The organism is Ruegeria halocynthiae, assembly GCF_000743705.1.
Lineage (GTDB): Bacteria > Pseudomonadota > Alphaproteobacteria > Rhodobacterales > Rhodobacteraceae > Ruegeria > Ruegeria halocynthiae_B.
This window is the reverse complement of record NZ_JQEZ01000001.1, coordinates 587,493-610,683: the sequence shown is the minus strand read 5'-3', so window position 1 is coordinate 610,683 and position 23,191 is coordinate 587,493. Positions and strand designations below refer to the sequence as shown.

25 protein-coding genes are annotated in these 23,191 nt (G+C 59.2%); 12 read left to right on the top strand and 13 right to left on the bottom strand.

Translation table 11 applies throughout. The features are described 5' to 3' along the window. Position 1 precedes the first annotated feature (1 nt). Entirely contained in the window at positions 2–718 is a 717-nt protein-coding gene (locus tag JT51_RS02900; RefSeq protein ID WP_051927393.1) for a TonB-dependent receptor, read from the top strand. Positions 719–821: 103 nt separating this feature from the next. Here JT51_RS02900 and JT51_RS02895 read toward each other — a convergent pair whose 3' ends face one another. Continuing rightward, on the bottom strand, positions 822–2,549 hold the full coding sequence (locus tag JT51_RS02895; RefSeq protein WP_037307594.1) for a hypothetical protein: 1,728 nt from the start codon (positions 2,547–2,549) through the stop codon (positions 822–824). A 173-nt stretch (positions 2,550–2,722) separates the two neighbouring features. On the opposite strand from JT51_RS02895, the gene JT51_RS02890 reads away from it, so the two are divergent. After that, a complete protein-coding gene (locus tag JT51_RS02890; protein ID WP_327284371.1) occupies positions 2,723–3,379 on the top strand; it encodes a thiamine diphosphokinase in 657 nt (218 codons plus the stop codon). On the opposite strand, the gene JT51_RS02885 is transcribed toward JT51_RS02890, so the two are convergent. The 4 genes from JT51_RS02885 to JT51_RS02870 are packed head-to-tail and all read right to left on the bottom strand — an operon-like array spanning position 3,324 to position 6,811. After that, positions 3,324–4,238 carry a DMT family transporter gene (locus JT51_RS02885; protein WP_037307588.1) on the bottom strand — a complete coding sequence of 305 codons (915 nt, stop codon included), beginning with the start codon at positions 4,236–4,238 and terminating at the stop codon, positions 3,324–3,326. The two genes, JT51_RS02890 and JT51_RS02885, sit on opposite strands and share 56 nt — an antisense overlap. Positions 4,239–4,281: 43 nt before the next feature. After that, positions 4,282–4,698: a GFA family protein gene (locus JT51_RS02880; protein ID WP_037307585.1), complete on the bottom strand. Its 417-nt coding sequence runs from the start codon at positions 4,696–4,698 to the stop codon at positions 4,282–4,284. 36 nt (positions 4,699–4,734) lie between these two features. Beyond that, positions 4,735–6,108, bottom strand: coding sequence for an L-serine ammonia-lyase (locus JT51_RS02875; protein ID WP_037307582.1), 1,374 nt, complete (start codon positions 6,106–6,108; stop codon positions 4,735–4,737). A 1-nt stretch (position 6,109) separates the two neighbouring features. After that, entirely contained in the window at positions 6,110–6,811 is a 702-nt protein-coding gene (locus JT51_RS02870; RefSeq protein ID WP_037309356.1) for a glutathione S-transferase family protein, read from the bottom strand. 168 nt (positions 6,812–6,979) lie between these two features. Here JT51_RS02870 and rpiA point away from each other — a divergent pair, with 168 nt between their 5' ends. From rpiA to JT51_RS02835, 7 genes are all read left to right on the top strand, one after another. Further along, positions 6,980–7,765, top strand: a complete 786-nt coding sequence (gene rpiA / locus JT51_RS02865) for a ribose-5-phosphate isomerase RpiA (protein WP_037307578.1) — start codon at positions 6,980–6,982, stop codon at positions 7,763–7,765. Positions 7,766–7,777: 12 nt separating this feature from the next. Continuing rightward, positions 7,778–8,323, top strand: a complete 546-nt coding sequence (locus tag JT51_RS02860) for a hypothetical protein (RefSeq protein WP_037307575.1) — start codon at positions 7,778–7,780, stop codon at positions 8,321–8,323. Between the two features lie 61 nt (positions 8,324–8,384). Next, on the top strand, positions 8,385–9,743 hold the full coding sequence (gene gor / locus JT51_RS02855; protein ID WP_037307572.1) for a glutathione-disulfide reductase: 1,359 nt from the start codon (positions 8,385–8,387) through the stop codon (positions 9,741–9,743). A 72-nt stretch (positions 9,744–9,815) separates the two neighbouring features. Continuing rightward, positions 9,816–10,961 carry an FtsH protease activity modulator HflK gene (hflK, locus tag JT51_RS02850; RefSeq protein WP_037307569.1) on the top strand — a complete coding sequence of 382 codons (1,146 nt, stop codon included), beginning with the start codon at positions 9,816–9,818 and terminating at the stop codon, positions 10,959–10,961. Then, complete coding sequence (gene hflC, locus JT51_RS02845) at positions 10,961–11,854, top strand: protease modulator HflC (RefSeq protein WP_037307566.1); 894 nt, start codon at positions 10,961–10,963, stop codon at positions 11,852–11,854. Before hflK ends, hflC begins: the two co-directional genes overlap by 1 nt. Then, complete coding sequence (locus JT51_RS02840; protein WP_037307563.1) at positions 11,854–12,048, top strand: DUF2065 domain-containing protein; 195 nt, start codon at positions 11,854–11,856, stop codon at positions 12,046–12,048. Before hflC ends, JT51_RS02840 begins: the two co-directional genes overlap by 1 nt. A 185-nt stretch (positions 12,049–12,233) precedes the next feature. Then, complete coding sequence (locus JT51_RS02835) at positions 12,234–13,670, top strand: DegQ family serine endoprotease (RefSeq protein ID WP_081894582.1); 1,437 nt, start codon at positions 12,234–12,236, stop codon at positions 13,668–13,670. A gap of 222 nt (positions 13,671–13,892) precedes the next feature. Here the strand turns inward: JT51_RS02835 and JT51_RS02830 are convergent, their stop codons facing one another. The 5 genes from JT51_RS02830 to JT51_RS02810 all read right to left on the bottom strand — a co-directional run bounded on the left by JT51_RS02830 (position 13,893) and on the right by JT51_RS02810 (position 18,173). After that, a complete protein-coding gene (locus JT51_RS02830; RefSeq protein ID WP_037307557.1) occupies positions 13,893–14,561 on the bottom strand; it encodes a Crp/Fnr family transcriptional regulator in 669 nt (222 codons plus the stop codon). A 163-nt stretch (positions 14,562–14,724) separates the two neighbouring features. Next, positions 14,725–15,330, bottom strand: coding sequence for an inner membrane-spanning protein YciB (locus tag JT51_RS02825; RefSeq protein ID WP_037307554.1), 606 nt, complete (start codon positions 15,328–15,330; stop codon positions 14,725–14,727). Positions 15,331–15,346: 16 nt separating this feature from the next. Next, the gene (locus JT51_RS02820; protein ID WP_037307551.1) at positions 15,347–16,249 is read right to left on the bottom strand and encodes an EamA family transporter; all 903 of its coding nucleotides are present in this window, start codon (positions 16,247–16,249) and stop codon (positions 15,347–15,349) included. 85 nt (positions 16,250–16,334) lie between these two features. Then, on the bottom strand, positions 16,335–17,477 hold the full coding sequence (gene ftsY, locus JT51_RS02815; protein ID WP_037309353.1) for a signal recognition particle-docking protein FtsY: 1,143 nt from the start codon (positions 17,475–17,477) through the stop codon (positions 16,335–16,337). A 27-nt stretch (positions 17,478–17,504) separates the two neighbouring features. Then, complete coding sequence (locus JT51_RS02810; RefSeq protein ID WP_037309349.1) at positions 17,505–18,173, bottom strand: lysoplasmalogenase; 669 nt, start codon at positions 18,171–18,173, stop codon at positions 17,505–17,507. A gap of 126 nt (positions 18,174–18,299) precedes the next feature. Here JT51_RS02810 and JT51_RS02805 point away from each other — a divergent pair, with 126 nt between their 5' ends. Then, entirely contained in the window at positions 18,300–18,695 is a 396-nt protein-coding gene (locus JT51_RS02805; RefSeq protein WP_037307549.1) for a hypothetical protein, read from the top strand. Between the two features lie 7 nt (positions 18,696–18,702). Here JT51_RS02805 and xseA read toward each other — a convergent pair whose 3' ends face one another. Then, complete coding sequence (gene xseA / locus JT51_RS02800; RefSeq protein ID WP_037307547.1) at positions 18,703–20,196, bottom strand: exodeoxyribonuclease VII large subunit; 1,494 nt, start codon at positions 20,194–20,196, stop codon at positions 18,703–18,705. A 75-nt stretch (positions 20,197–20,271) separates the two neighbouring features. On the opposite strand from xseA, the gene purD reads away from it, so the two are divergent. After that, positions 20,272–21,534 carry a phosphoribosylamine--glycine ligase gene (gene purD / locus JT51_RS02795; protein ID WP_037307542.1) on the top strand — a complete coding sequence of 421 codons (1,263 nt, stop codon included), beginning with the start codon at positions 20,272–20,274 and terminating at the stop codon, positions 21,532–21,534. A 90-nt stretch (positions 21,535–21,624) separates the two neighbouring features. Here purD and JT51_RS02790 read toward each other — a convergent pair whose 3' ends face one another. Together JT51_RS02790 and JT51_RS02785 are read right to left on the bottom strand one after the other, a co-directional pair. Next, complete coding sequence (locus JT51_RS02790; protein WP_037307540.1) at positions 21,625–22,350, bottom strand: FG-GAP repeat domain-containing protein; 726 nt, start codon at positions 22,348–22,350, stop codon at positions 21,625–21,627. Beyond that, positions 22,350–22,673: a 2Fe-2S iron-sulfur cluster-binding protein gene (locus JT51_RS02785; RefSeq protein ID WP_037307538.1), complete on the bottom strand. Its 324-nt coding sequence runs from the start codon at positions 22,671–22,673 to the stop codon at positions 22,350–22,352. The genes JT51_RS02790 and JT51_RS02785 overlap by 1 nt, the downstream gene beginning before the upstream one ends. Positions 22,674–22,800: 127 nt before the next feature. On the opposite strand from JT51_RS02785, the gene JT51_RS02780 reads away from it, so the two are divergent. Continuing rightward, positions 22,801–23,172: an OB-fold nucleic acid binding domain-containing protein gene (locus JT51_RS02780; protein WP_037307535.1), complete on the top strand. Its 372-nt coding sequence runs from the start codon at positions 22,801–22,803 to the stop codon at positions 23,170–23,172. Positions 23,173–23,191: the final 19 nt, after the last annotated feature.

The window sequence follows — 23,191 nt, the reverse complement described above, 5'->3', positions numbered from 1 at the left end:
TATGAAAAAAACAGTTTTGGCCGCCACGACGGCCATCGCCTCGGGCTTTATGTCCGGGGCCGTTCACGCAAACGAGTGGGAATACACCGTTGCGCCCTATGTCTGGGGGCCAGAGTTCAGAACCTCGCTGGACGTTGGGCCGAACCCGCCGGTTGATGGCAATACCTCTATCTTCAACATTCTCAAGGGCGCCTTCATGATTGCAGGCGAGGCCCGCAACGGGCGTTGGACAATCGGTGGAGAGTTCAACTATCTCAATCTGGGCGACGATGTTTCATTCGGCCCATTCAGCAGCGCCGCAAGTTGGGATTTGAAGGGCACCATGGTCTCTTTGGGGGTCAACTATGCGGTGTTTGAAGACGACCACTCGCGCTTTGACGCGTTGGCCGGGGTGCGACACTGGGATCTGGACCTGTCCACGACTGTATTCGGGCTTAGCGCCGAAACGGACCAAAACTGGACCGACCCCCTGATCGGCGCGCGCTATAGCCGGACCATCACGGACAGATGGAATGTAACGGCGATGGGCAATGTCGGTGGCTTTGACTATGGATCGCATTTTCAGTGGGAGGCCGTGTTGCAAGCAAACTGGAAATGGACAGACCGCGTGAATGTCGCCGGTGGATACCGCCATCTCAGCGTCGATTTCAAAGAGGGCAGGGATGTCATCGACCTGATTCTGACCGGCCCTTATGTGGCGCTTGCGTTCAACTTCTAAAACCTTGCGCCGATCTAAGCGAATGCCGGTTATCCACTGACTATCGCAAAGAAAAACAGGCCAGAGAAAACTCTGGCCTGTTTCTATTCAGATGCGTCGTGTTTCAGCCCGCTGCGCGCTTATCGTCGGGGCGAAACCCGATCTGGGTCGACGCAGCAAAGCGACCGCCGCCAGCTTTTTCAATCTTGCCGTCCCGCAGCAACTGACCGAACGAGCGCAGGCTTTCTTCACGGTTGAATTCGTCCTGCTTGAGCGAGCGGATTTTGTTCATCAACTGCGGACGCGAGAATTGTTCTTGCCCTTCGATGAACGACAGGTAGGCTGCGGCGGCTTCCAGAAGGTCCAGCAGGGACTGCGCGCCTTGTTCTTGTGCAAAAAGCGCAAAGCCGCCTTCTTCGGGTGCATCCTTTTCAGGTTGGGCTGTCACGCGGCGCGGCATGACCGGCCCCGTATCTACGTTCTGGCTGGTGTCGACACGCTGTTCAGCCACCAGTTTAAGCGGCGCAGACGCGTCGGTCTCGGGGCGCATGCTGGTCACTTGAATTTCCGGGCGACGCGGGCTGACGACAGAGGTCAGATCATTGCGGTATCCCGCATCTTCGTCGTCCTGCTTGGCATTGCCGTCTTCGCCACGTTCCGCTTGGGTGGCAGCCACAGCCGCGCGCAGATGCGAATAGGTTTCACGCTGATTGTTGGTGGCCGGGTCTTCCATCTGCTCCCCGGCTTTTTCCATCAGGCGGGAAACATCCTGATCCAGATGCGGTTCTTCGGGGCTTTGCTGGTCTTTCAGAACGGCTTCGACTTCGGACAGTTTGTGAAGCAGATTTACCTCATCCTCTTCCGTCAGGATGCCATTTTCGGCCTGCGGGGCAGGATCCTGGGCCACGTCACTGTCGCTTTCGAATTCGACGTCGTTGAGAATGTTGACGACGTCTTCCCCATCGGGCTCGCCGTCTTCGGCAGCGTCGAGGTCAGAAAACAGCGCATCCGTCGAAATCGCATGGTCCGGGGCGTCATCTTCAATGGCCGGGGTCTCATCCTCTGACGGTGCGGGCTGGGCCTCTTGGTTTGCAGCCAGAATATAGGGGGTGTCTTCAACATCCAGATCCGTCGAGGGGGTCTCGTCAACGGCTGGTTCGGGAATTGTCACCGTCTCGGCAACGTTTTCCATTGTCTCGCTGGGGGGGGCAATTTCTTCTTCGGTCGCGGCCAAAACGTCTGAACTCTCGACCGTGTCTTCGTCTTGCAAGTCATCGGGGTTGAGAGTGCCGGATTCAAAGGCGGCTGCAACCGCATCAACCGGAGCGCCTGAATTCTTCATCAGCGATGTGTCTTCATCTTCGGTATAGATGACCGAATTTTCTTCGGAATGGGACACCACGGCGCGGATGCGCTGCAGCTTGGCGGCGATGCTGTCGGACGCAGGGGCGGGGGTTTCCTCGACAGGTTCAGCCTCGGAAAAGAAAGACGCGGCGCTATGCACTGGGGGCGGTGCGGCCGATGGCTGTTCGATGGTCTCGTGATCTGGTGTGCGAGCAATAGGTTGCGCGGCGGCAACAACGGGGGCAGCCGCTTCGTCGGTGGCACGCAAAAGCAATCCGCTGTCATTCTGGCTGGCTTCGATCTTTCTAGAGGCATCCCGCTGGGCGATCCGTGTCAGAAGTTCAGCATCAGGTTGGGGGGGCTCTGATCCGAAATATCGGTCATCCGCGGCCAGATCACGAAAGTATTCAGCGATTGCCTTCATCGTTTCAAAAGAATCGTCAAAACCTTCCAAAGTGCACGAGAAGGTTCCATAAGAAACGGTTAATACCTTGTTATTCTGTACCATCAGACGCACGTCCTCTACAAACTACCAGAGCCAACCAGCCCGTCAGAGGGCACACCTGTGGCTCGAAACTGTTTATATGAACCTATCATTTTGTGGTCTCAATGTGTCGAAATCCGGGAAAAATGATCAATCTTAGAAAAAATGCTGCGATTATTCAGTCAGCAGAGCCAATCGTGCTGGTTGGAGGCGGCCAAATTGGCCCCGATGACCTGAATCTGACGCTAAATCGCGCCAGCATGGTTGTGGCTGTCGATGGCGGTGCCGGGCCATTGATAGATTCGGGTCACATTCCGGATGCCGTTATCGGTGATTTTGATTCGCTGGACGACAGCCATAAGGCCAGAATACCAACCGACCGGCTGTTTCCGGTCCAAGAACAGGACAGCACCGATTTCGACAAGGCCCTGCGCAGTGTCGAAGCGCCGATTGTCTTGGGGTGTGGCTTTTTGGGACGGCGTCTGGATCACCAGCTTGCGGTTCTTAACGTATTGGTTCAGCGCCAGGATCGGCCCTGTATCCTGTTGGGTGAATATGAGATCGTGTTTCATGCACCGCCACGAATTGCTCTGGATGTCACACCGGGGGATGTCGTTTCATTGTTTCCATTTCAACGCGTTACCGGGCAAAGCTGTGGTCTGGAATGGCCAATCAACGATCTGGTGCTAGAACCGGGCGGGCAGGTCAGTACGTCCAACCGGGCACTGGCCAGGATTGATCTGCATATGGATGCGCCGGGCTTGCTGGTCATGCTGCCACGGAATGCCTTGGATCAGGTTATGCAGGCGTTTGTGTCGGGGCAGACCGGGCGCTGGCCCGCTCGTGCAGAATGACATAGAGGCCCGCAGCGATGGTGATGGTTATCCCGATTGCCGCAACACCGTCCGGCAAGTCCTGAAAGATCAGCCAGCCAAACAGCGTTGCAACCGGGATTTCAAGATATTGCATGGGTGCCAAAGTGGCCGATGGCGCATAGCGCAGTGACCAGGTCATGAATAGATGAGCGACAGTTCCCAGAACACCGATTGCGATCAGCAATAGATGCGCATCACTATCCGGAATAACCAAAGCCATCTGATCTGTTCCAACAAGCGTTCCAGCTATCAGAACCGGCAGCAGCAGAAACGCCGCAAGCGCCCCGGACACAGCTTGCAGTGCTATTGGATCGGTTTCTTTCGCAATCTTCCGCGTCACCAGCATGAACAGGGCGAAGACAACGGCGACGATCAGGGGCAGCAGGGCGGCCGCGCCGACCTGTGCAAAACTGGGTTGAATCACCAGTATTGTGCCGACAAAGCCAACCGCACAGGCAATCAGACGCCGCAGGCCGACGGTTTCACCCAGCACATATTTCCCCAATATCAGCATGATGAAGGGCATCACAAAGGCAATCGCAACCGCATCTGCAAGTGGCAGGAACTGCAGCGCGCTGAACATCGCAGTGATCCCGATAATGTGCAGAACCGTTCGGATGACCGTCAGGCGTAGCACGCGACCGCTCATGCGCCAGTTTCGACCGCTTAAGATGACCAGCGGGATCAGGATCAACGCCTGAACGGCAAAGCGGACAAAAACCAGAATGCCAACCGGGGTCGTCTCGCCCAAAAGCTTTGCCATCGCGTCGCCCAAAGGGGCAAGCACGCAAAAGACAAGCATCAAAACGATGCCAAATACGGGGCGATCCTGGGTCATGCCTGCGACGCTAACGTGTCCGCCCGTTGGGGGAAAGCGTAAGCTATGCCTTGGGCAGGGGCTGATACTTGGTGTAATCCGGACCAATACAGCACGGCAGCCCATCGTCGAGTTTTAGCCAGCCCAGCTTTTCTTCATGCGCAACGTGCAGCGTGGGTTTTGCCATTTCCGGGTCATCAAGCGTCGCGACATACAGATGCAGGACATCCGACATGGATTGCGACCGAAACGAGATCGGTGTGCCGCAGTTGGGGCAAAAGCTACGCTCGACACCTGGCGATGAATTGAACGTTTTCGGCGTTTCGCCGAGCCAGCGCCATTGCCCGTCGCGCACCCCAAAGTAAGCTGTCATCGGCGCGGCGCATTGTCGTCTGCAACTGTCGCAATGGCAGGTCACGCAAGGCAGGACCGGGGGATCGATCTCGTATCGGATGGTGCCGCACAGGCAATGTCCTTGCATGTTGCTCCTCGCTATTGCCCGCCTTGCAGGACGATGTCAGCAGTTTGGTACGTTTACTGCCAGACCGCCCAGTGATGTTTCCTTGTACTTTTCGTGCATGTCATGCCCGGTCTGGCGCATGGTTTCGATGGCCGAATCCAGCGGCATAAAGTGGTGCCCATCGCCGCGCAGCGCCAGCGATGCGGCGGACACGGCCTTGATCGCGCCCAACCCGTTCCGTTCGATACACGGCACCTGAACCAGCCCGGCGACGGGGTCGCATGTCATGCCCAAATGATGTTCCAGCGCGATTTCCGCCGCGTTTTCGACTTGTTCTGGTGTGCCGCCCATCACCGCGCACAAACCGGCAGCCGCCATCGCCGAGGCACTGCCGACCTCGGCCTGACACCCGGCCTCAGCACCCGAGATCGACGCGTTGAACTTGACCAGACCGCCGATGGCGGCGGCAGTCAGAAAGAAGTCCTCAATATGGGTTTCCGATGCGCCGGGCACATGATCAAGGTAGTAGCGCAGAACCGCAGGCAGGACCCCGGCCGCCCCGTTTGTGGGGGCAGTGACGACCTGACCGCCCGCCGCGTTTTCCTCATTCACGGCCATGGCGTAAACGCTCATCCAGTCGTTAATCGTGTGGGGGGCGTTCAGGTTCATGCCGCGTTCGGCCAGCAGCGCATCATGGATGCCCTTGGCCCGGCGCCGTACATTCAGACCGCCCGGCAGGATGCCACCGGTGTTCAGGCCGCGTTCGATGCAATCGTTCATCACCTGCCATAGCCGGGCCGAGCCCTTGGCGAAACTGTCCGCGCATCCCCGCGCAATCTCGTTGGCGCGCTTCATCTCGGCGATGCTTTTGCCGCTGGCCTTGGCCATCTCAAGCATCTCGAACGCGGATTTGAAGGGGAACGGCACCGGATCACCTTCGTCAGTTGCCTTGCCTTCGGCCAGTTCTTCCTCGGTCAGAACGAAACCGCCACCGATCGAGTAATAGACCTGACGCAGGATGACATCGCCCTGGGCGTCCGTTGCCATCAAGATCATGCCGTTGGCGTGGCCAGGCAGGTTATGTTCGTAGTCAAAGACCAAATCTGCCTTTGGGTCGAATTGCAGCGTTGGCAACCCTTCGGGCGTAACGGTCTGTGTTTCGGAAATCGCGGCGAGCGCGGCTTCGGCTTTTTCGTTGTCATAGGTATCGGGAACAAACCCGGCCAGACCCAGAATCGTGGCGCGATCCGTTGCGTGTCCGACCCCGGTAAAGGCCAGCGATCCGTGTAGCGACCCGCGCAGGCCCGTGAAATCGAACGGGGACGCGCGCATCAGGTCCAGGAACCGCGCGGCGGCAACCATTGGTCCCATTGTGTGTGACGAGGACGGGCCGATGCCCACTTTGAACATATCGAAAACAGACAGGAACATATCAGATAGCTGAGCCTTCTGGAGGATTGGCGTAAACCGGGGATGTAAAGGGTGTAACCCCCAAACCTTCGGCTGCGATTGCGGCACGGGTTGCGGGGCGGGTTTCTAGCTGCATCAGGATTTTTTGCAGATGGGGCGTATCAAGAAGCTGGAACCAGCTGCGGTCCGAACCGGGCGGGTACAAGGCCATCCACCGCATCATGCAAGCGACATAAAAGGTCAATACCGAAGGTTGGTCGGGGTGCAGCCAGTCGGGTGCGTTCTGTGCCTCTGCGTCCAGCGCCCCAAGGTGTTGGCGCAAGCGCGGGCGGATGCCTGCACGCAATATGTCTGCCTGCGAGGGTTCAATGTACTTTTCGGCATAGAACAGGATGCGCAGATCGGCGTGCAATGTGTTGGACGCAAAGAACAGCCATTTCAAAAACGCCGCCCGATCCGGGTTGTCCGGGGCAGGGGCCAGTTGCGAATGCCTGTCCGCCAGCCACAAAAGGATCGCAGCCGTTTCAAAGATCGGGCCTTGCGGCGTTTCCAGAACCGGGATCAACCCGTTTGGGTTCAGCGCCCTGTAGGCCGGGCTGTTCAACCCGTTTCCCGGGCGGTCCACCAGCGCCGTGTCATAAAACAGGCCCATCTCATTCAATGCCAGTCGGATCACCAACGAGGCGTTGTCGGGGGCATAGTGCAGGCGATAGGGCGCGTTCATGGTGCCCTTGTATACCGTGACCGGGTCGCCGGACCACTTGATTGCGACGTTTCCAATAGGAAACGCGTATTTTTGCGGCGTGTTGGCGGGGTAAATGGGCGAATTGGCTCTCGCAGTTGTCGTGGGCATTCCGTATAACTCCCGCAGCACTATGAAGGGGAAGCTGCCATGACCGGAGATCTGTCACCCATCGACAAGGCCAAATACGTTGCGGCGCGCCGCGCTGCCGATTTGGTGCAGGACGGGATGCGCGTCGGGTTGGGCACCGGATCAACGGCCGCCTGGATGGTGCGCCGCATCGGCGAGCGGGTTCAGCACGAAGGGCTGCGGATCAAAGGGGTTCCGACATCGACCCGCACGGCGCAGTTGGCGCGCGAGGTCGGGATTGAGGTTGTCTCGCTGGATCAGGCCGGTTGGCTGGACATGACGATCGACGGCGCGGATGAATTCGACGGTGAGCTGAACCTGATCAAGGGCGGCGGCGGCGCGCACCTTCAGGAAAAGATCGTGGCTACGGCCAGTGATCAGATGGTTGTGATCGCCGATGCCGGTAAAGAGGTCGAAACCCTGGGCGCGTTCCCCCTGCCGGTCGAGGTGATCCCTTTTGGCTGGCAAACCACCCGGACGCTGATCGAGGAAACGCTGGATACCATGGATGTGCTGGGCACATCGGCGGCGTTGCGCATGAATGGTGAAGCGCCCTTTGTGACGGATGAAGGCAACCACATACTGGACCTGCATCTGCAGCGTATCGGGAACGCAAGGCAGCTGGCGCTGGTGCTGAACCAGGTTCCGGGCGTGGTTGAAAACGGACTGTTCATCGACATCTGTGACAAGGTTGTAATCGGCCATGGTGACGGCCGGATCGAACTGCGCGATATCAATGAGGGGACGGTCGAGACGGATCAACTGGTAGACGGTGGTGAGAACTTGTTCTCGGATCTGGCGGATTAAGGAGCTTGCCCGGTGCAAAGCGCTGAATTCTATGAAAGCGTGAGCGCCCGGCGAACCCGCGTATGGTCTCAGGCCGCATTCATTCTGGTATTGGCCGTTGCCCTGTTGGTGCAGGTCGAAACGATCCTGAATTACGAACGGTCGGTACTGATTCTGGCGTTATACGCAGTGTTGTTCTGTGGCGCTTTTCTGGCGTTGATGCGCTCATTCGGTAAGAATTCGAAGCTAATCTCGTTCAACAATGAAGAGTTCGGCTTTCTTTCCGGATACTCAAAGTTTGGCATGTTTCCGGGACAACGGGATTGGGTCTGCATTGCCAGAAAGGATATCAGGTACTTCGATGTTCCGGATGGTTTCCAGGAATCCGATCGGGGGCAGCTATTTGTAAGCTACGAAGATGGCTCCGGGACGGTGCGAAACTTAATTGTACCGACAAAGGGGCTGCGGAATTCCGACAAAGAACGTTTCATGGATTTTCTTCAAGAATTCTGGCCATCATACCGGCAGCGCTGGGCAGAACAGCTTGCCACTCGAAAAAGAATGAATTGCAACTCTTGAGAGAAGCCATATTTGAGGATGGCAACAAAACACCCCAATCAGAAAAGCGACGGGAAATACTATGAGCTTTGACTATGATCTGTTCGTCATTGGCGGAGGCTCGGGCGGGGTCCGCGCTGCGCGTGTGGCGGCTGGCGAGAATGGTGCCAAAGTGGCGCTGGCGGAAGAAGACCGGTACGGCGGCACCTGTGTGATCCGGGGCTGCGTGCCGAAAAAGCTGATGGTCTTTGCCAGCGAATTCTCAGGAATGGTCGGGGACGCGCAGGCCTATGGCTGGGACATCACGCCCGGCGCGCTCGACTGGGATATGTTCCATGGCAAGCTGGCCGCCGAGTTGGACCGGCTGGAAGGTATCTACCGCAACATTCTGAAGAACAACGGCGTCGAAAGCTTTGATCAGCGCGCCCATGTCGTGGACGCGCATACGGTTGAACTGGCCGACGGCACCCGCAAAACGGCCAAACATATCCTGATCGCAACCGGCGGCCGCCCCGTTGTGCCAGAGTTTCCGGGTTCAGATCTTGCGATTACTTCAAACGAGATTTTCCATCTGGATAAACTGCCGGAATCCATCCTGATCGTCGGAGGTGGCTATATCGCCAGCGAATTTGCGGGGATCATGAACGGGTTGGGTGTGAAAACCACCCAGTTCTATCGTGGTGCGCAAATCCTGCGCGGCTTTGACGAAGAGGCGCGCGGGTTGATCTGTGAAGAGATGCGCCAGAACGGTATTGATGTGCGTCTGGGCACCAATGTGCTTGAGATGGCGAAAGACGGTGACAAAATCCGGGTCAAGGCCACCGATGGCACCGAAGACCGGTTTGATGTCGTGATGTACGCCACTGGCCGTGCGCCCAATGCCGACAACCTCGGGCTGGAAACCACCGGTGTCGCGCGTGGTCGCAAGGGTGAGATCATCGTGGATGAATACAGCCAGACCGGTGTGCCTTCGATCTACGCCATTGGCGACGTGACGGACCGGGTGAACCTGACCCCGGTGGCGATCCGCGAAGGCATGGCGTTCGTCGAAACTGTGTTCAAAGGCAATCCAACGCCGGTGGATCACGAGTTGATCCCGACTGCGATCTTTACCCAACCGGAATTTGGCACTGTCGGCCTTAGCGAAGAAGAAGCTGCCGCGCAGGAACCGGTTGAGGTTTACGCCACCTCGTTCAAGCCGATGCAAAAGGCGTTTGCCGGTGGCACGCAACGGGTGCTGATGAAACTGATCGTCAGTCAGGCCACCCGCAAGGTTCTGGGCTGCCACATCGTGGCACCGGGCGCGGGTGAGATGATTCAGCTGGCCGGGATTGCCGTGAAAATGGGCGCGACCAAGGAAGATTTCGACCGCACGGTCGCGGTTCATCCGGTCATGGCCGAAGAATTGGTGACAATGCGGCAACCTGTGCGCACTGCTTGATTTGCAACCGCGCGTACACAAGTTACAAGGGAACCCGTGATCACACGGTCCAATACAAGGGAATAGATACATATGGCGGGCAACAGCGGTGGCCCCTGGGGGGGCGGAGGCTCCTCTGGTGGTGGAGGAAATCGGGGTAACAACGGGGACGGGCGCAAGCCGCCCGAAGGCGACAGCCCGCAAATCCCCGAGATCGACGAGCTGATGAAAAAAGGCCAAGAGCAGCTGCGCGTCCTGATGGGCGGTCGTGGCGGCGGTGGCCGTGGTGGCAACGGTCAGGGCGGCGGCGGTGGCGGTCCCATTTTCACCAAAGGGACTGTTGCGATTGGTCTGGTTGTCGCGGCGGTGCTTTGGGGCGCGGCCAGCTTCTATACCGTCAAGCCCGAAGAACAGTCGGTTGAGCTGTTTCTTGGCGAATTTTCGGCTGTTGGAAATCCCGGCCTGAACTTTGCACCCTGGCCCTTTGTGACCGCCGAGGTCATCCCGGTGACCCGCGAACAGAATGAAGATATGGGCGGTGCGCGCGGCAGCGATGACGGCCTGATGCTGACCGGCGACGAAAACGTGGTCGACATCGACTATCAGGTTGTCTGGAACATCAATGACCCCGCGAAGTTCCTGTTCAATCTGCGCGATCCGCGCCAGACGATCCGCGCCGTGTCAGAATCGGCGATGCGTGAGATCATTGCACAAAGCGAACTGGCACCGATCCTGAACCGGGATCGTGGCGTCATCGCAGACCGTTTGCAGGAACTGATCCAGTCGACAATGGACAGCTACGATTCGGGTGTGAACATCATCCGCGTGAACTTTGACAAGGCCGACCCGCCGCAGGACGTGATTGCCGCCTTCCGCGACGTTCAGGCCGCAGCGCAGGAACGGGACCGTCTGCAAAACGTGGCCGACGCTTATGCCAACAAAGCTCTGGCAGAAGCACGTGGTGAAGCCGCGCAGGTGCTGGAAGAATCTGAGGCCTATCGCGCCCAGCAGATCAACAGCGCGCAGGGTGAAGCCAGCCGTTTCAGCGCAGTTCTGGAAGAATATTCCAAAGCGCCTGATGTAACCCGCAAACGCCTGTATCTGGAACGGATGGAGCAGGTTCTGGGTGATGTCGACAAAATCATTCTGGACAAGAGCGCGACCGGGCAAGGGCAGGGCGTCGTGCCTTACCTGCCGCTCAATGAACTGCGCCGCAATTCGGGCGAGGAGAGCAACTGATGCGTAAGTCACCCCTAATCCTCATACTCGTCGTGATCATTGGCGTTGTTGGCCTGTCCTCGATCTTTATCGTGGATGAGCGCGAGCGTGCGCTGGTTCTGCAATTCGGCCGGGTGGTTTCCGTTAAGGAAGATCCTGGGCTGGCGTTCAAAATACCGCTGATTCAGGATGTTGTCCGCTATGACGACCGTATCCTGTCGATTGACGTTCAGCCACTGGAAGTCACGCCTCTGGATGATCGCCGTCTGGTGGTCGACGCCTTCGCGCGCTATCGGATTTCCGATCTGGAACAATTCCGTCAGGCCGTTGGTGTCGGCGGTATTCCGGTGGCCGAAGATCGCCTGGATCGCATCCTGCGCGCCGAAACCCGCGAGGTTCTGGGTTCGGTGTCGTCCCGCGATATCCTCAGCTCAGATCGTGCGGCTTTGATGCTGCGCATTCGAAACAGCGCGATTGCCGAAGCATTGGCGCTGGGCGTGACCGTGATCGACGTGCGCCTGAAAGCGACCGATCTGCCGCAAGCCAACCTTGAGGCGACATTCGACCGGATGAAGGCCGAGAGGGAGCGTGAGGCGACAGACGAACGTGCACGTGGTAACGAGGCAGCACAGCGTGTACGCGCGCAAGCTGATCGTACCGTGGTCGAACTGGTATCGGATGCCCGCCGCGAGGCCGAGATCATTCGTGGTGAGGCTGACGCCGAACGCAACGCGATCTTTGCCGAAGCTTACGGTGCGGACCCCGAGTTCTTTGAGTTCTACCGCTCGCTGACGGCATACGAGAATGCGCTGCAAGGCAGCAACAGCTCGTTGATTCTGAGTCCGGATTCCGAATTCTTCAATTACCTCAGTTCACCGACAGGTCGTCCCGCACCAGCTGCTGCGACCGAATAATGGGAATGATCCTTCTGGCCCTTGGGCTGGTATTGATTGTAGAGGGGCTGGCCTATGCGCTGGCCCCTTCGCTTATTGAACGTATGCTTGAGGCGCTTCGCTCGCTGCCCGAACAGGCGCGGCGACTGGCTGGCCTGTTGTGTGTGGTCAGCGGATTGGTATTGCTGTGGGGGGCGTATCAGATCGGGTTTTAGAACCGTGACCTCACTTGCTGGTGATTTCCCCGCGATCCCGAGTTGCGAGCTTGACCAAACTGACTACATTGGTTGCTAAGAGGGGCCGCCTGTCAGCGGCTCAGTAAGAATTGTCGACAAGGAGTTCCCAAGTGCAGGCACAAGCACGCAGTATTTCCGTCCGGCGGGACGATGGTGTTGGTTTCATGCGGCTGATGTGGCTGGTTTTTGCGGGGATGCTTATTGTTCTGGCCCAAACCGTCGCCGCGCAGGCGCGAAGCGAAAGTCTGGCGCCTTTGGCCCAAAAGATCAGCCCGGCGGTGGTCAATATTACAACCACAACGCTGATCGAAGGGCAGACTGGCCCGCAAGGGATCGTGCCCGAGGGGTCCCCCTTTGAGGATTTCTTTCGCGAGTTTCAGGACCGCGATGGCGACAATGAGAACCGCCCGCGCCGCAGCAATGCGCTGGGGTCAGGGTTCGTGATTTCCGAGGACGGCTACATCGTCACCAACAATCACGTAATCGCCGAGGCCGACGAAATTCTGGTCGAGTTCTTTCCCGGTGACGGGCAGCCGAAAAAAGAGTTGCCAGCCAAGGTGATAGGCACGGACGAAAAAACCGATATCGCGCTGCTCAAGGTCGAAGCGACAGGGCCGCTGAAATACGTGAAATTCGGCGACAGCGACATCGCGCGCGTGGGTGATTGGGTAATCGCCATGGGCAACCCGCTGGGGCAGGGCTTTTCGGTCTCAGCAGGTATCGTGTCGGCGCGCAATCGGGCGCTGAGTGGCTCTTATGATGACTACATCCAGACCGACGCGGCGATCAACCGGGGCAACTCGGGCGGTCCGCTGTTCAATATGGATGGCGAGGTGATCGGCGTGAACACTGCGATCCTGTCCCCCAATGGCGGCTCGATCGGCATTGGGTTTTCGATGGCGTCAAACGTGGTTGTGAAAGTCGTCGATCAACTGCGAGAGTTCGGTGAGACCCGCCGTGGCTGGCTGGGTGTTCGCATTCAGGACGTGACGGAAGACATGGCCGAGGCAATGGGCCTGGACAAGCCTAGCGGCGCACTGATCAGCGACGTACCTGAGGGTCCGGCAAAGGAAGCTGGTCTGCTGGCCGGTGACGTGATCCTCAGTTTTGATGGCGTCGAAGTCGAAGACACCCGGGGTTTGGTACGCCAGGTCGGCGAGACAACTGTTGGTAAATCGGTGCGTGTCGTGGTGCATCGTGATGGGGGCACCCAGACTGTTCTGGTGACTTTGGGCCGTCGCGAGGATGCAGAGCGCACCGAAGACGGCGAAGAAGAATCGACCGATACTCCGGCCGATGAAAACGCAAACATCCTTGGTCTGACGATTTCGCCCCTGACCGACACGTTGCGCACGGACCTTGGTTTGGATGCAGATGCCGAAGGGTTGATCGTGACCGAAGTGGATGAGGCGTCAGAGGCCTATTCCAAGGGTCTGCGTGCAGGTGATCTGATCACCGAGGCTGGCCAGCAAAAGGTGACCTCGATCCAGGATCTCGAGGCGCGTATGGACGAAGCCCGTGAAGCTGGGCGCAAGTCGCTACTGCTGCTGGTGCGTCGGAGCGGTGAACCCCGATTTGTCGCGCTAAGTCTTGCCGAGTAAGCAACGGCTGTAAGAATGAAAAATGGCCGGGGGTAAAACCCTGGCCATTTTCGTATCACCTCTGCCCAAAGAAATGAGCCATACGCCGGGGAAGGCATATGGCTCTGATACAGGGAGAGGTCAGTGGACAGATATCGGGGATGATTCTCTGACCTCCTACGGTAACAGTTATTAACGTAGCTCTACCGCTGCCTACAGTATGTGAAGCAGGTCACAACGGCGTCAGATCAGGTCGGAATCAGCCAGTTCTTTCAGGGCTTCAAAGTCATGAATCATCAGCCCGCCGCGCGACGCCTCGACCACATTATCGCGTTTCCAGGTGGAAATGGTTTTGGATACCGCTTCACGCGTGGCACCGACAAATTCGGCCAGCTCGCTTTGCGACAGGGTGATCCGCGTTGACGGATCATCCTGAAGCCCGGACAAGTGCAGCAACTTGCGCGCCAGGCGGATCGGCATCGGCAGAAACACCTGTTCATTTAGCTGCGACCCCATCCATCGCATCCGAAGACCGGCCAGTCGGATCATATCGACGGCCAGATCGGGGTGCTGACGGATCTGGTTCATAACATCCTGATGCCGAACACGTAAAACACGGGACGGCTCGGCCGCAGCGATGGTCGCGGTCCGGGGGCCGCTGTCAAACAGGGCGATTTCGCCAAACACTTCGCCGGGTCGCATGAGGGTCAGGGACAATTTTCGCCCGCTCATGGCCAGGAAGGAAACTTCTAGTGTTCCCTCCAGAATGGCGTACAGCGCATCGCCCTTGTCGCCTTGTTCGAACAGAACCTCGCCCCGGTCCAGGGCAATCTCGGACGCTTGCGCAGAAAGCATCGCTTTCAATCTGTCGGATGCCTCGGACAGAAAGCCGCTGTTTGGGAAAGCCGTCATGAGTGAATGGTGCTCCGGCTGTGAGTGGTGGCGGATGGTGTCCCAACCTCCCACAGCTTGGGCGCTAAGCCAAGGTTTTTGTCGGATTTTCTACTATGACGCACTTTGGTTGACACAAAATCACGTTGACCGCAGGGGCTGAGTGTCCTTGCGTTCTACTCATCTATTGGTGGTCCGGGTCGTCCATGTAGCTTTGTAGCCAATTGAATTGCAGCATCAAAAACACCATCAGCGCGATCGGAAAGCCAAAAGTTTCGATCTTGACCCAAAGATCGGTCGACAATGTCCGCCATACGACTTCGTTGGCGACGGCCAGAACCGCGAAACAACCGCATAGGCGGCGGGTCAGGATCATCCAACCCTCGTGACGCATGGGCAGCATCTCATCCAGCACATAGGCCAGATAGGATTTTCCCTGTAACAGCCCGATGCCCAGGGTGATCGAAAAGAACCCGTAGACCAGCGTGGTTTTCATCTTGAAGAACCGCTCGTCATTGAACCAGGCGGTCAGGCCGCCAAAGAATATGACCATGAACGCGGTGAAGATCTGCATCCGGCTGAGCTTGCCCGTCAGAAACCATAAGATGCACATCGCGCCCAGCATCAGCGGAACAAAGATGAGGGTGGCCACGATAAAGCCGGAATACTCGGTGCCGCCGATCAGAAAGCTGTCATCGCGCAGGCGCAGGTAGATGAGGAAAAAGGCCAGCGGTGGGCCAAGCTCCAGCACCTGTTTCAGAAACGGGTTGATTTCTTTTTTGCCAGTCATAACGATTTCCTGCTGCTTACCCGCCCATTTCAACTATTACGGCGCCGAGTGCAATCAATGCCATCAGCGCAACCCGTCGTGGCCCCACGGTTTCTTTCAGGACCAGCCAGCCGATGAGGGCAGCAAAGACGGTCGAGGTTTCCCGCAAGACGGCCGCCTCGCCGACCTTGTCCAGACGGGTGGCCAGCATGATGGCCCCGAAAGACATGGGGGCGATGATCCCGCCTGCAAGGCCTCGCAGCATCAGCGGGCCAATGGACGGGCGGTTGATCATCGCGCGCCATCTGAGAAAGGCATAGATGGGCATTGCGGCCCCGTCGATCATGAAGAACCAGGCCAGAAAGGTGAATGGGTCCGCGGTGGCACGGATGCCATAGGCGTCATAGGTGGTGTAGAGCGCTACGAACAGGCCGGTTATGACGGCCAGGGTCAATGCGATTCCAAGCGTTTCGCGATTGGTTTCGAGAAACCGAAGATTATAGGCGGCCAGCCCGAAGATACCAGCCAGCAGGACAGCAACGCCGAACCACTGGATGCCGGTGAAGGTTTCGTCGAACAGCAGATAGGCGCCGATGACGGTGAACAGGGGGCCGGTGCCGCGAACCACTGGGTAGACAACGGTGTACGAGCCTTTGGTATAGGCCATAGCCTGCAAAGTCTTATAGGCAATATGGATCAGCCAGACGACTGCAAAGATCGGCCACATATAGGGTTCGGGCCAGGGCACCACGAAGAAGGCAAAGGGGGCGGCCATCAGGCAATAGCAGGCATCAATGGCCCCGCGTGACAGCCAGGGGTCGTGACGGCCCTTTTGCAGGGCGCCGAACACCGCGTGCAGGAAGGCTGCCGACAACGCAAGAGTAAGGGCCAGATGATGGCCTGCTTCTGTGCCTTCGAGTGAGATCAGCCAGTCGCTCAAGCGTGAACCTTTTGCCGAGAGGAGAGGCCGGGGGTTTTCCACCCCCGGACCCCCGGAGGATATTTTCGGCCAGATGAAGGGGGGATCAGCTTTGGCTTAGCCCGGTCAGGGCGGCGGCGAATTCTTCGGGGTCAAAGGGGGCGAGGTCATCAATCTGCTCTCCGACGCCGATGGCGTGGATGGGCAGGCCGAACTTGTCAGCCAGTGCGACCAGAACGCCGCCCTTGGCGGTGCCGTCGAGTTTGGTCATCACAAGGCCCGAGACATCGGCCAGATTGCGGAAGGTTTCCACCTGGCTGAGTGCGTTCTGGCCGGTGGTGGCGTCCAGCACCAACAGGGTGTTGTGCGGCGCGGTGTCATCTTTCTTGCGGATGACGCGGACGATCTTGGCCAGTTCCTCCATCAGATCCGCGCGGTTTTGCAGGCGGCCCGCAGTGTCGATCATCAGCAGGTCTGCGCCGTCTTCCTGTGCCTTGGTCAAGGCGTCGTAGGCAAGGCTGGCAGGGTCGGAGCCTTCGGGCGCGGTCAGAACGGGGACGCCTGCGCGGTCACCCCAGACCTGGAGCTGTTCGACGGCGGCGGCGCGGAAGGTATCTCCGGCGGCGATCACGACCTTTTTGCCAGCGGCTTTGAACTGGCTGGCCAGCTTGCCGATCGTGGTGGTTTTACCCGATCCGTTCACGCCCACCACCAGCACCACTTGCGGGCGTTTGGGGTAGATAGGCAGCGGCTTGGCGACCGGTTCCATCACGCGGGTCACCTCCTGCGCCAGTAGCTGTTTGATTTCCTGCGCCGAGAGTTTGCGGCCATAGCGCCCCTCGGCCATATTCGCGGTGACGCGCAGGGCGGTGTCGACACCCATGTCCGAGGCGATCAACAACTCTTCGAGCTGTTCCAACATGTCGTCGTCCAGGGTGCGGCGCACGGCGGTTTGGGCATCACCCCGACCCAGGAGGCGCCCCAGCATGCCCTTGGCGGGTGTGACCTCGGGCGGGGGCGGTGCGGGTGCCGGGTCGACGGGCATGGGGTCTGGCGTTTCGACCGGTTGCGGTGCGGGCGTCGGTTGCGGCAGTTCGGGGACCGGTTCGGGCTGCGGTTCCGGGTCGGGGATAATTGGGTCTGGGGTGGTCGTTTCCTCTCCACCATCTTCGACGATGGCCTCAAGCCCCTGTTCGAGGCGGGACGAGGATTTGAACAGCTTGTCCTTGAGCTTTGAGAAAAATGCCATTTTGGTCTCCGCAGGTGTTCCCTTCACCTAATGCGGATTTGCAGCAGTTGCAAAGGGTCCCGAAAATGCGATCAGCAAACCGGCCTGCGCGCCCCAGTAGAGGCCCCAGATCAGATAGGGTGTGGCCTTTCGGGCGGGGTGGTGCGGCGGCAGCAGGAATTTCTCGGTCGCCAGTGTCAGATCCGAGGCGATGAAGGCCATGGCGGCGGGCAGGGCCCAGCGTAGGGGCCCAGCCTCGGGCAGGGTCAGAACGGTTATGCCCATGCCAAGGATGATCGGGATATAGGCAAGGACCGGGCCTGTGAGGTCGCCGGCGCGCGGGGCCAGAAGGGTGGCGGTGACGATGCCGAGGATGATCAGCGACCAGAAATACCCGGGTTTGTCGAAAATCAGGGACATATCGCTGGCGGGGTGGGTCAGAAACAAGCCGATATAAGCAAGGTGACCTGCGGCGAAGGCACCGATGCCAGCCATGAAGGTATGGTCTGTTTCGCGCGAGAGCAGGGCATCCCCGGTGGCACACAGGGCAAGAGCGAGGACCAGCAGGTGCGGGGCCGCGTTCAGCATTGCGATTGCAGCCAGCAGAGCGACTGACATGGCTTTTAACACGGTTCGCATCCCGCTAGCCGGGCGGGGTGAAAGCGGCAGGTACGTCAGGGCGCACACGAGAGCGAGCCAGAATAGGGCGGTTGTCATGGAAATCTCCCCTGTTTTTGGCAGCATGGTTGGGGTGTTGATTCACCTCAATCGGTGACGTGAAGGCAGGCGGCGGTCCGGGAATGGTGATTGGCGCGGGGCAATCGCATCTGACACAATGCGGCCATGCTCAGGTATCTTGTGATTCTTCTGTTGTTGCCCGCGTTTTCAGCGTCAGCCCAGTCGGCGCTGTCGGGGGCGGATTTCGACGACTACACGCGTGGCAAAACCCTGTTCTATGGCTTTCAGGGTAAGGTTTACGGGGTTGAGCGTTATCTGCCCAACCGTCGCGTCATCTGGTCATTTCTGGATGGCGACTGCAAAGAAGGCGTCTGGTACGAGCAGGATGAGCAAATCTGTTTCATTTACGAAGACCGTCTGGCCCCGCAATGCTGGGTATTTACGCGCTCAGGCAACGGCCTGATCGCGCAGTTCGAAGGGGACCCAGCGGAAACAGAGCTTTATGAGGCCGAAGATATCGACGAAGAGATGGTTTGTTATGGGCCGGATGTTGGTGTCTGAGGCTGTTTCAGAACAGTGACCCCTGATCTGGCGCGTCCTTTTTGGGGGTCTTCTTGGGGCCAGGTCGCGAGGCCACCGGCTGACCAGTGTTAAGCACGCCGTCTGCAAATTCGATCTGAAGCGTGTCATGCTTGGCGGCCTGGGCCTTGGTCGTGACAACGTTGTCATCGGCGCGGACCACGGCATAGCCGCGTTGCAACGTCGCTTTGTAGCTGAGCGTTTCGCGCAGGCGATCCGTTGCGGTCAGCTGCTGCCGCATCCGATCCAGCCGCGTTGCCTGGGCCGTGTTCAGGCGGTCCGCCAGTCGGGTGATGTTTTGGCGCTGCACCTCGATCTCGCGTTGGATGGGGCGCAGGGACAGGCGCGAAGACAGGTTGCGCATTGCCTCTTGCCTGCCTGCAACAAGGTTGCGCAGGGTCGAGGGGCGTAGATGGGCGGACAGTTTGGCAACTTGCAGATGACGGTTCTGAACGCCGCGCTCCAGCGCTGGTGTCAGGCGATCCGCAATCAGATCAAGGCGTTGCCGCGGTGTGTTCAAAAGGCTGTCCGGGCGGGGCAAGGCGCGGGACAGGTCGCGCAGACGCTGGGACCGCCGTTGAACCGCGTCGGTTGCAGCGCGGGACAGCCGCGCGCCCTGTTCGCCCGTCCAGGCAAGCAGTTCGATCCGCACAGGCACGGCCAGTTCGGCCGCAGCCGTCGGTGTCGGCGCGCGCCGGTCCGAGACAAAGTCGATCAACGTCGTATCGGTCTCGTGCCCCACGGCTGAAATCAGCGGGATGTCCGAGGCCGCAGCGGCGCGGGCCACGATTTCTTCGTTAAAGCCCCAAAGGTCTTCGATTGATCCGCCGCCCCGTGCCACGATAATCAGGTCGGGGCGCGGCAGGGCACCGCCGGGGGTCAGCTGGTTGAAACCATTGATCGCATTCGTGACCTCGGGGGCGCAGTTCGATCCCTGAACCGCCACCGGCCAGATCAGCACCTTACGGGGAAAGCGATCCCGCAGGCGGTGCAGGATGTCCCGGATCACCGCCCCCGAGGGCGACGTCACAACGCCGATGATCTGCGGTAGATAGGGCAGGGGCTGCTTGCGTTCAGGCGCAAACAGGCCTTCGGCCTCAAGCTGTTTCTTGCGTTTTTCCAGCAAGGCCATCAATGCGCCTTGCCCGGCAACGGCGACCTCATCCACATTCAGGTTGTATTTCGACTGCGCGCCAAAAGCGGTCAGACGACCGGTCACAACGACCTCAAGCCCTTCTTCCGGCTCAACAGAAAGCCCCGATACCTGACCTTTCCATGTGGTGCAGGCCAGCACGTTCCGATCATCCTTGATGTCGTAATACAGATGCCCCGAGCGCGCCTTGAACACGCGCCCGACCTCGCCGCGCACACGGATTCGGCCAAAGGTGCCCTCCAGCGTGCGCTTCACCTCGCCCGAGATGTCCGAGACGGAGTATTCAGGGGTGTTCTGGCCGGGAATGGGGTCGTCAAGCAGGTCGGACATTTCAGCGCCTTGTGTCAAATGCCCGCCCAGCTTAGAACGCCCGCAAGGCGAGGCCAAGCAGATCGGAGAGCATTCATGAATATCCTCATTCTCGGCAGTGGTGGGCGCGAACACAGTCTGGCCTGGGCGGTGATGCAGAACCCCAAATGCGACCGGTTGATCGTGGCGCCGGGCAATGCCGGGATCGCGCAGATCGCGGATTGCGCCACGCTGGATATCGAAAACGGCGGCGCCGTTGTCAGCTTTGCCGAGGAAAACGCGATTGATTTCGTGATTGTCGGCCCCGAGGCCCCTCTGGCCGCAGGTGTGGCGGATCGTCTGCGCGAGGCGGGCGTGCTGGTGTTCGGGCCTTCGGCTGCGGCGGCTCAGCTGGAAGCCTCGAAAAGTTTTACCAAGGAAATCTGCGATGCATCGGGCGCGCCGACAGCAGCCTATGCGCGGTTCACCGAAGCCGACCCGGCCAAAGCCTATATCCGCGAACAGGGCGCGCCGATTGTCGTTAAGGCCGATGGGCTGGCCGCTGGCAAGGGCGTGATCGTTGCGATGGATGAAGGCAGCGCGCTGGACGCCATCGACGACATGTTCGGCGGCGCATTTGGCGGGGCCGGGGCCGAAGTTGTGATTGAAGAGTTCATGGAGGGCGAAGAGGCCTCGCTCTTCGTGCTGTGTGACGGCGAGAATATCCTGTCGATCGGCACTGCGCAGGACCACAAGCGCGTGGGCGAGGGGGATACCGGGCTGAACACCGGCGGAATGGGGGCTTATTCCCCCGCACCGGTTTTAAGCGCCGAGATCGAAGCGCGCGCGATGGAAGAGATCATCCGTCCGACGGTGGCCGAAATGAAACGTCGCGGCGCGCCGTTTCAGGGCGTTCTGTATGCCGGGCTGATGATCAAGGACAGTCAGCCCCGGCTGGTGGAATACAACGTGCGCTTTGGTGACCCTGAATGTCAGGTTCTGATGATGCGCCTTGGGGCGCAAGCGATGGACCTGATGCACGCGGCGGCCGAAGGACGTCTGGACGAGGCGCGTGTGAACTGGGCGGACGATCATGCGCTGACGGTTGTGATGGCGGCGAACGGCTATCCCGGATCATATGAAAAAGGCACGGCCATCAACGGTCTGGATGGCCTGTCTGAAGACAGCAGCAACATGGTGTTTCATGCCGGAACCAAATCCTCGGGCGGTCAGATTGTGGCCTCAGGCGGTAGGGTTCTGAATGTCACTGCGCGCGGCGACACCCTGCAAGAGGCCCGGGACCGGGCCTATGCGGCGGTGGATGGTATTGACTGGCCGGACGGGTTCTTTCGCCGCGATATCGGCTGGCGGGCGCTCTGACCCGAACGCTCCCGCGCCCTGACGCCGCATCACAGATGCGCCGCCAAAGGCCTTGGGCCGGGCAGCCCGCTGACGCGGGCTGCGTCAGTTCTATAGTTTACAGGCCATTGCTTGATCCATAGCAGTTGGTGAGAAGCGACTCAGTGTTTCCCTTGCCCAGCCATCATCGTATCTAACGCTGACGATGTTTTGCCAGTCTGTGCTGGCTACGACCAGTTCTGGACCCGCGCCGCAATTCCTTGTGCCTCCGGTGATGAAATTCTCGCCGATGCGATGATTGGTCAGGCCAGGCAGGGCGGTAATCTCGGTCAAGCTGCTATCTTTGAAACGCCAGATGCGTAGAACCTTGGCCAGATGGGGGCGGTCGATATAGGCGATCTCGATGTGACCGTCGCCATCCAGATCCACTGCACCGATCGGAGCGAGCCAGCGAAAGCGTGTGCCGATATACGGCGTTGCGGCGATCAGGCCGCCACCATTGTAGATCGCAAGCCGTGCACCTTTGTCGCGGTGGCTTTCGACCACCATGGCTTCGCGCTTGCCGTCATTGTCCACATCGACGAGACGCGGTTTGATGTCTTCAAAAACCCGTTCTTCGGGCAGCCGGATCGTGTACTCTGCCCTTCCGGGCAGGTATTGCAGGACGAGTGCACCGTATTCAATCTGATCACCGAGAACCCAATGCGGATAGCGCGCAGTGGGCTCGGAGTATTCCGCCGAAACTAGCGGCTCGTTTTGCCAGGGGTGTTGGGGCCGGGCCGCGATGGGGTAAACGCAGAGGACGATTGCTAGGGCGGCAACCGACCGGGGCGTCATCAGATCTGTTTTTCCGGCATCTGCACGACCAGACCGTCCAGCGCGTCAGTGACCTTGATCTGGCAAGTCAGGCGCGAGCGGGCAGGGTCGGGCTCAAAGGCAAAGTCCAGCATGTCCTCTTCCATGTCATCCTTGGCGGGAACCTTCTCGACCCAGTCGGGGTGGAGATAGACGTGGCAGGTCGAGCACGCACAGGCACCGCCGCAATCGGCCTCGATGCCGGGGATGTTGTTGTCACGGGCGCCTTCCATGACGGTCAGTCCGTTGGCGACCTCAACTGTGTGTTCGGTACCGCCATGCTCGACATAGGTGATCTTTGCCATTGCGTGCGTCTTCCTTCTGCGATGTTCGAAACCTTCCTTAGTCAAGGGATTTAGGTCTTTCCAGCCTCATTTGCGACTCGGCATGCCGTGACTGGACTTTCTTACCGTTTGTTCTATTTTTGTTCTCATGCTTGTTGCCCCCGTTCGCCCTGCGGTCACAAACCGCGACTGGCCGCGCCCACCCGCCTGCCTGCCCGCCAACCGGCTGGGCGACCCGCCCGAGGGCGCGCGGGTGGCGGTGGCGGGGCTGGTGATCCTGCGGCAGAGGCCGGGCACAGCCAAGGGGGTGATCTTCGTCACGCTTGAGGATGAGACCGGCATCGTCAACGTGGTGGTCTGGCGCAAAATCTACGAGGAATTCCGCCGCGCGGTGATTTCAGGGCGGTTGCTGCGGGTCACGGGCCGGATGCAGCGGGCGCATTCGGTGACCCACGTGATCGCGGAAGAGGTCGAGGATATTTCGAGCATGCTGGATGTGCTGGTGCGGGGAGAGGGGTAGATTTCTACTGGTTGGGTTT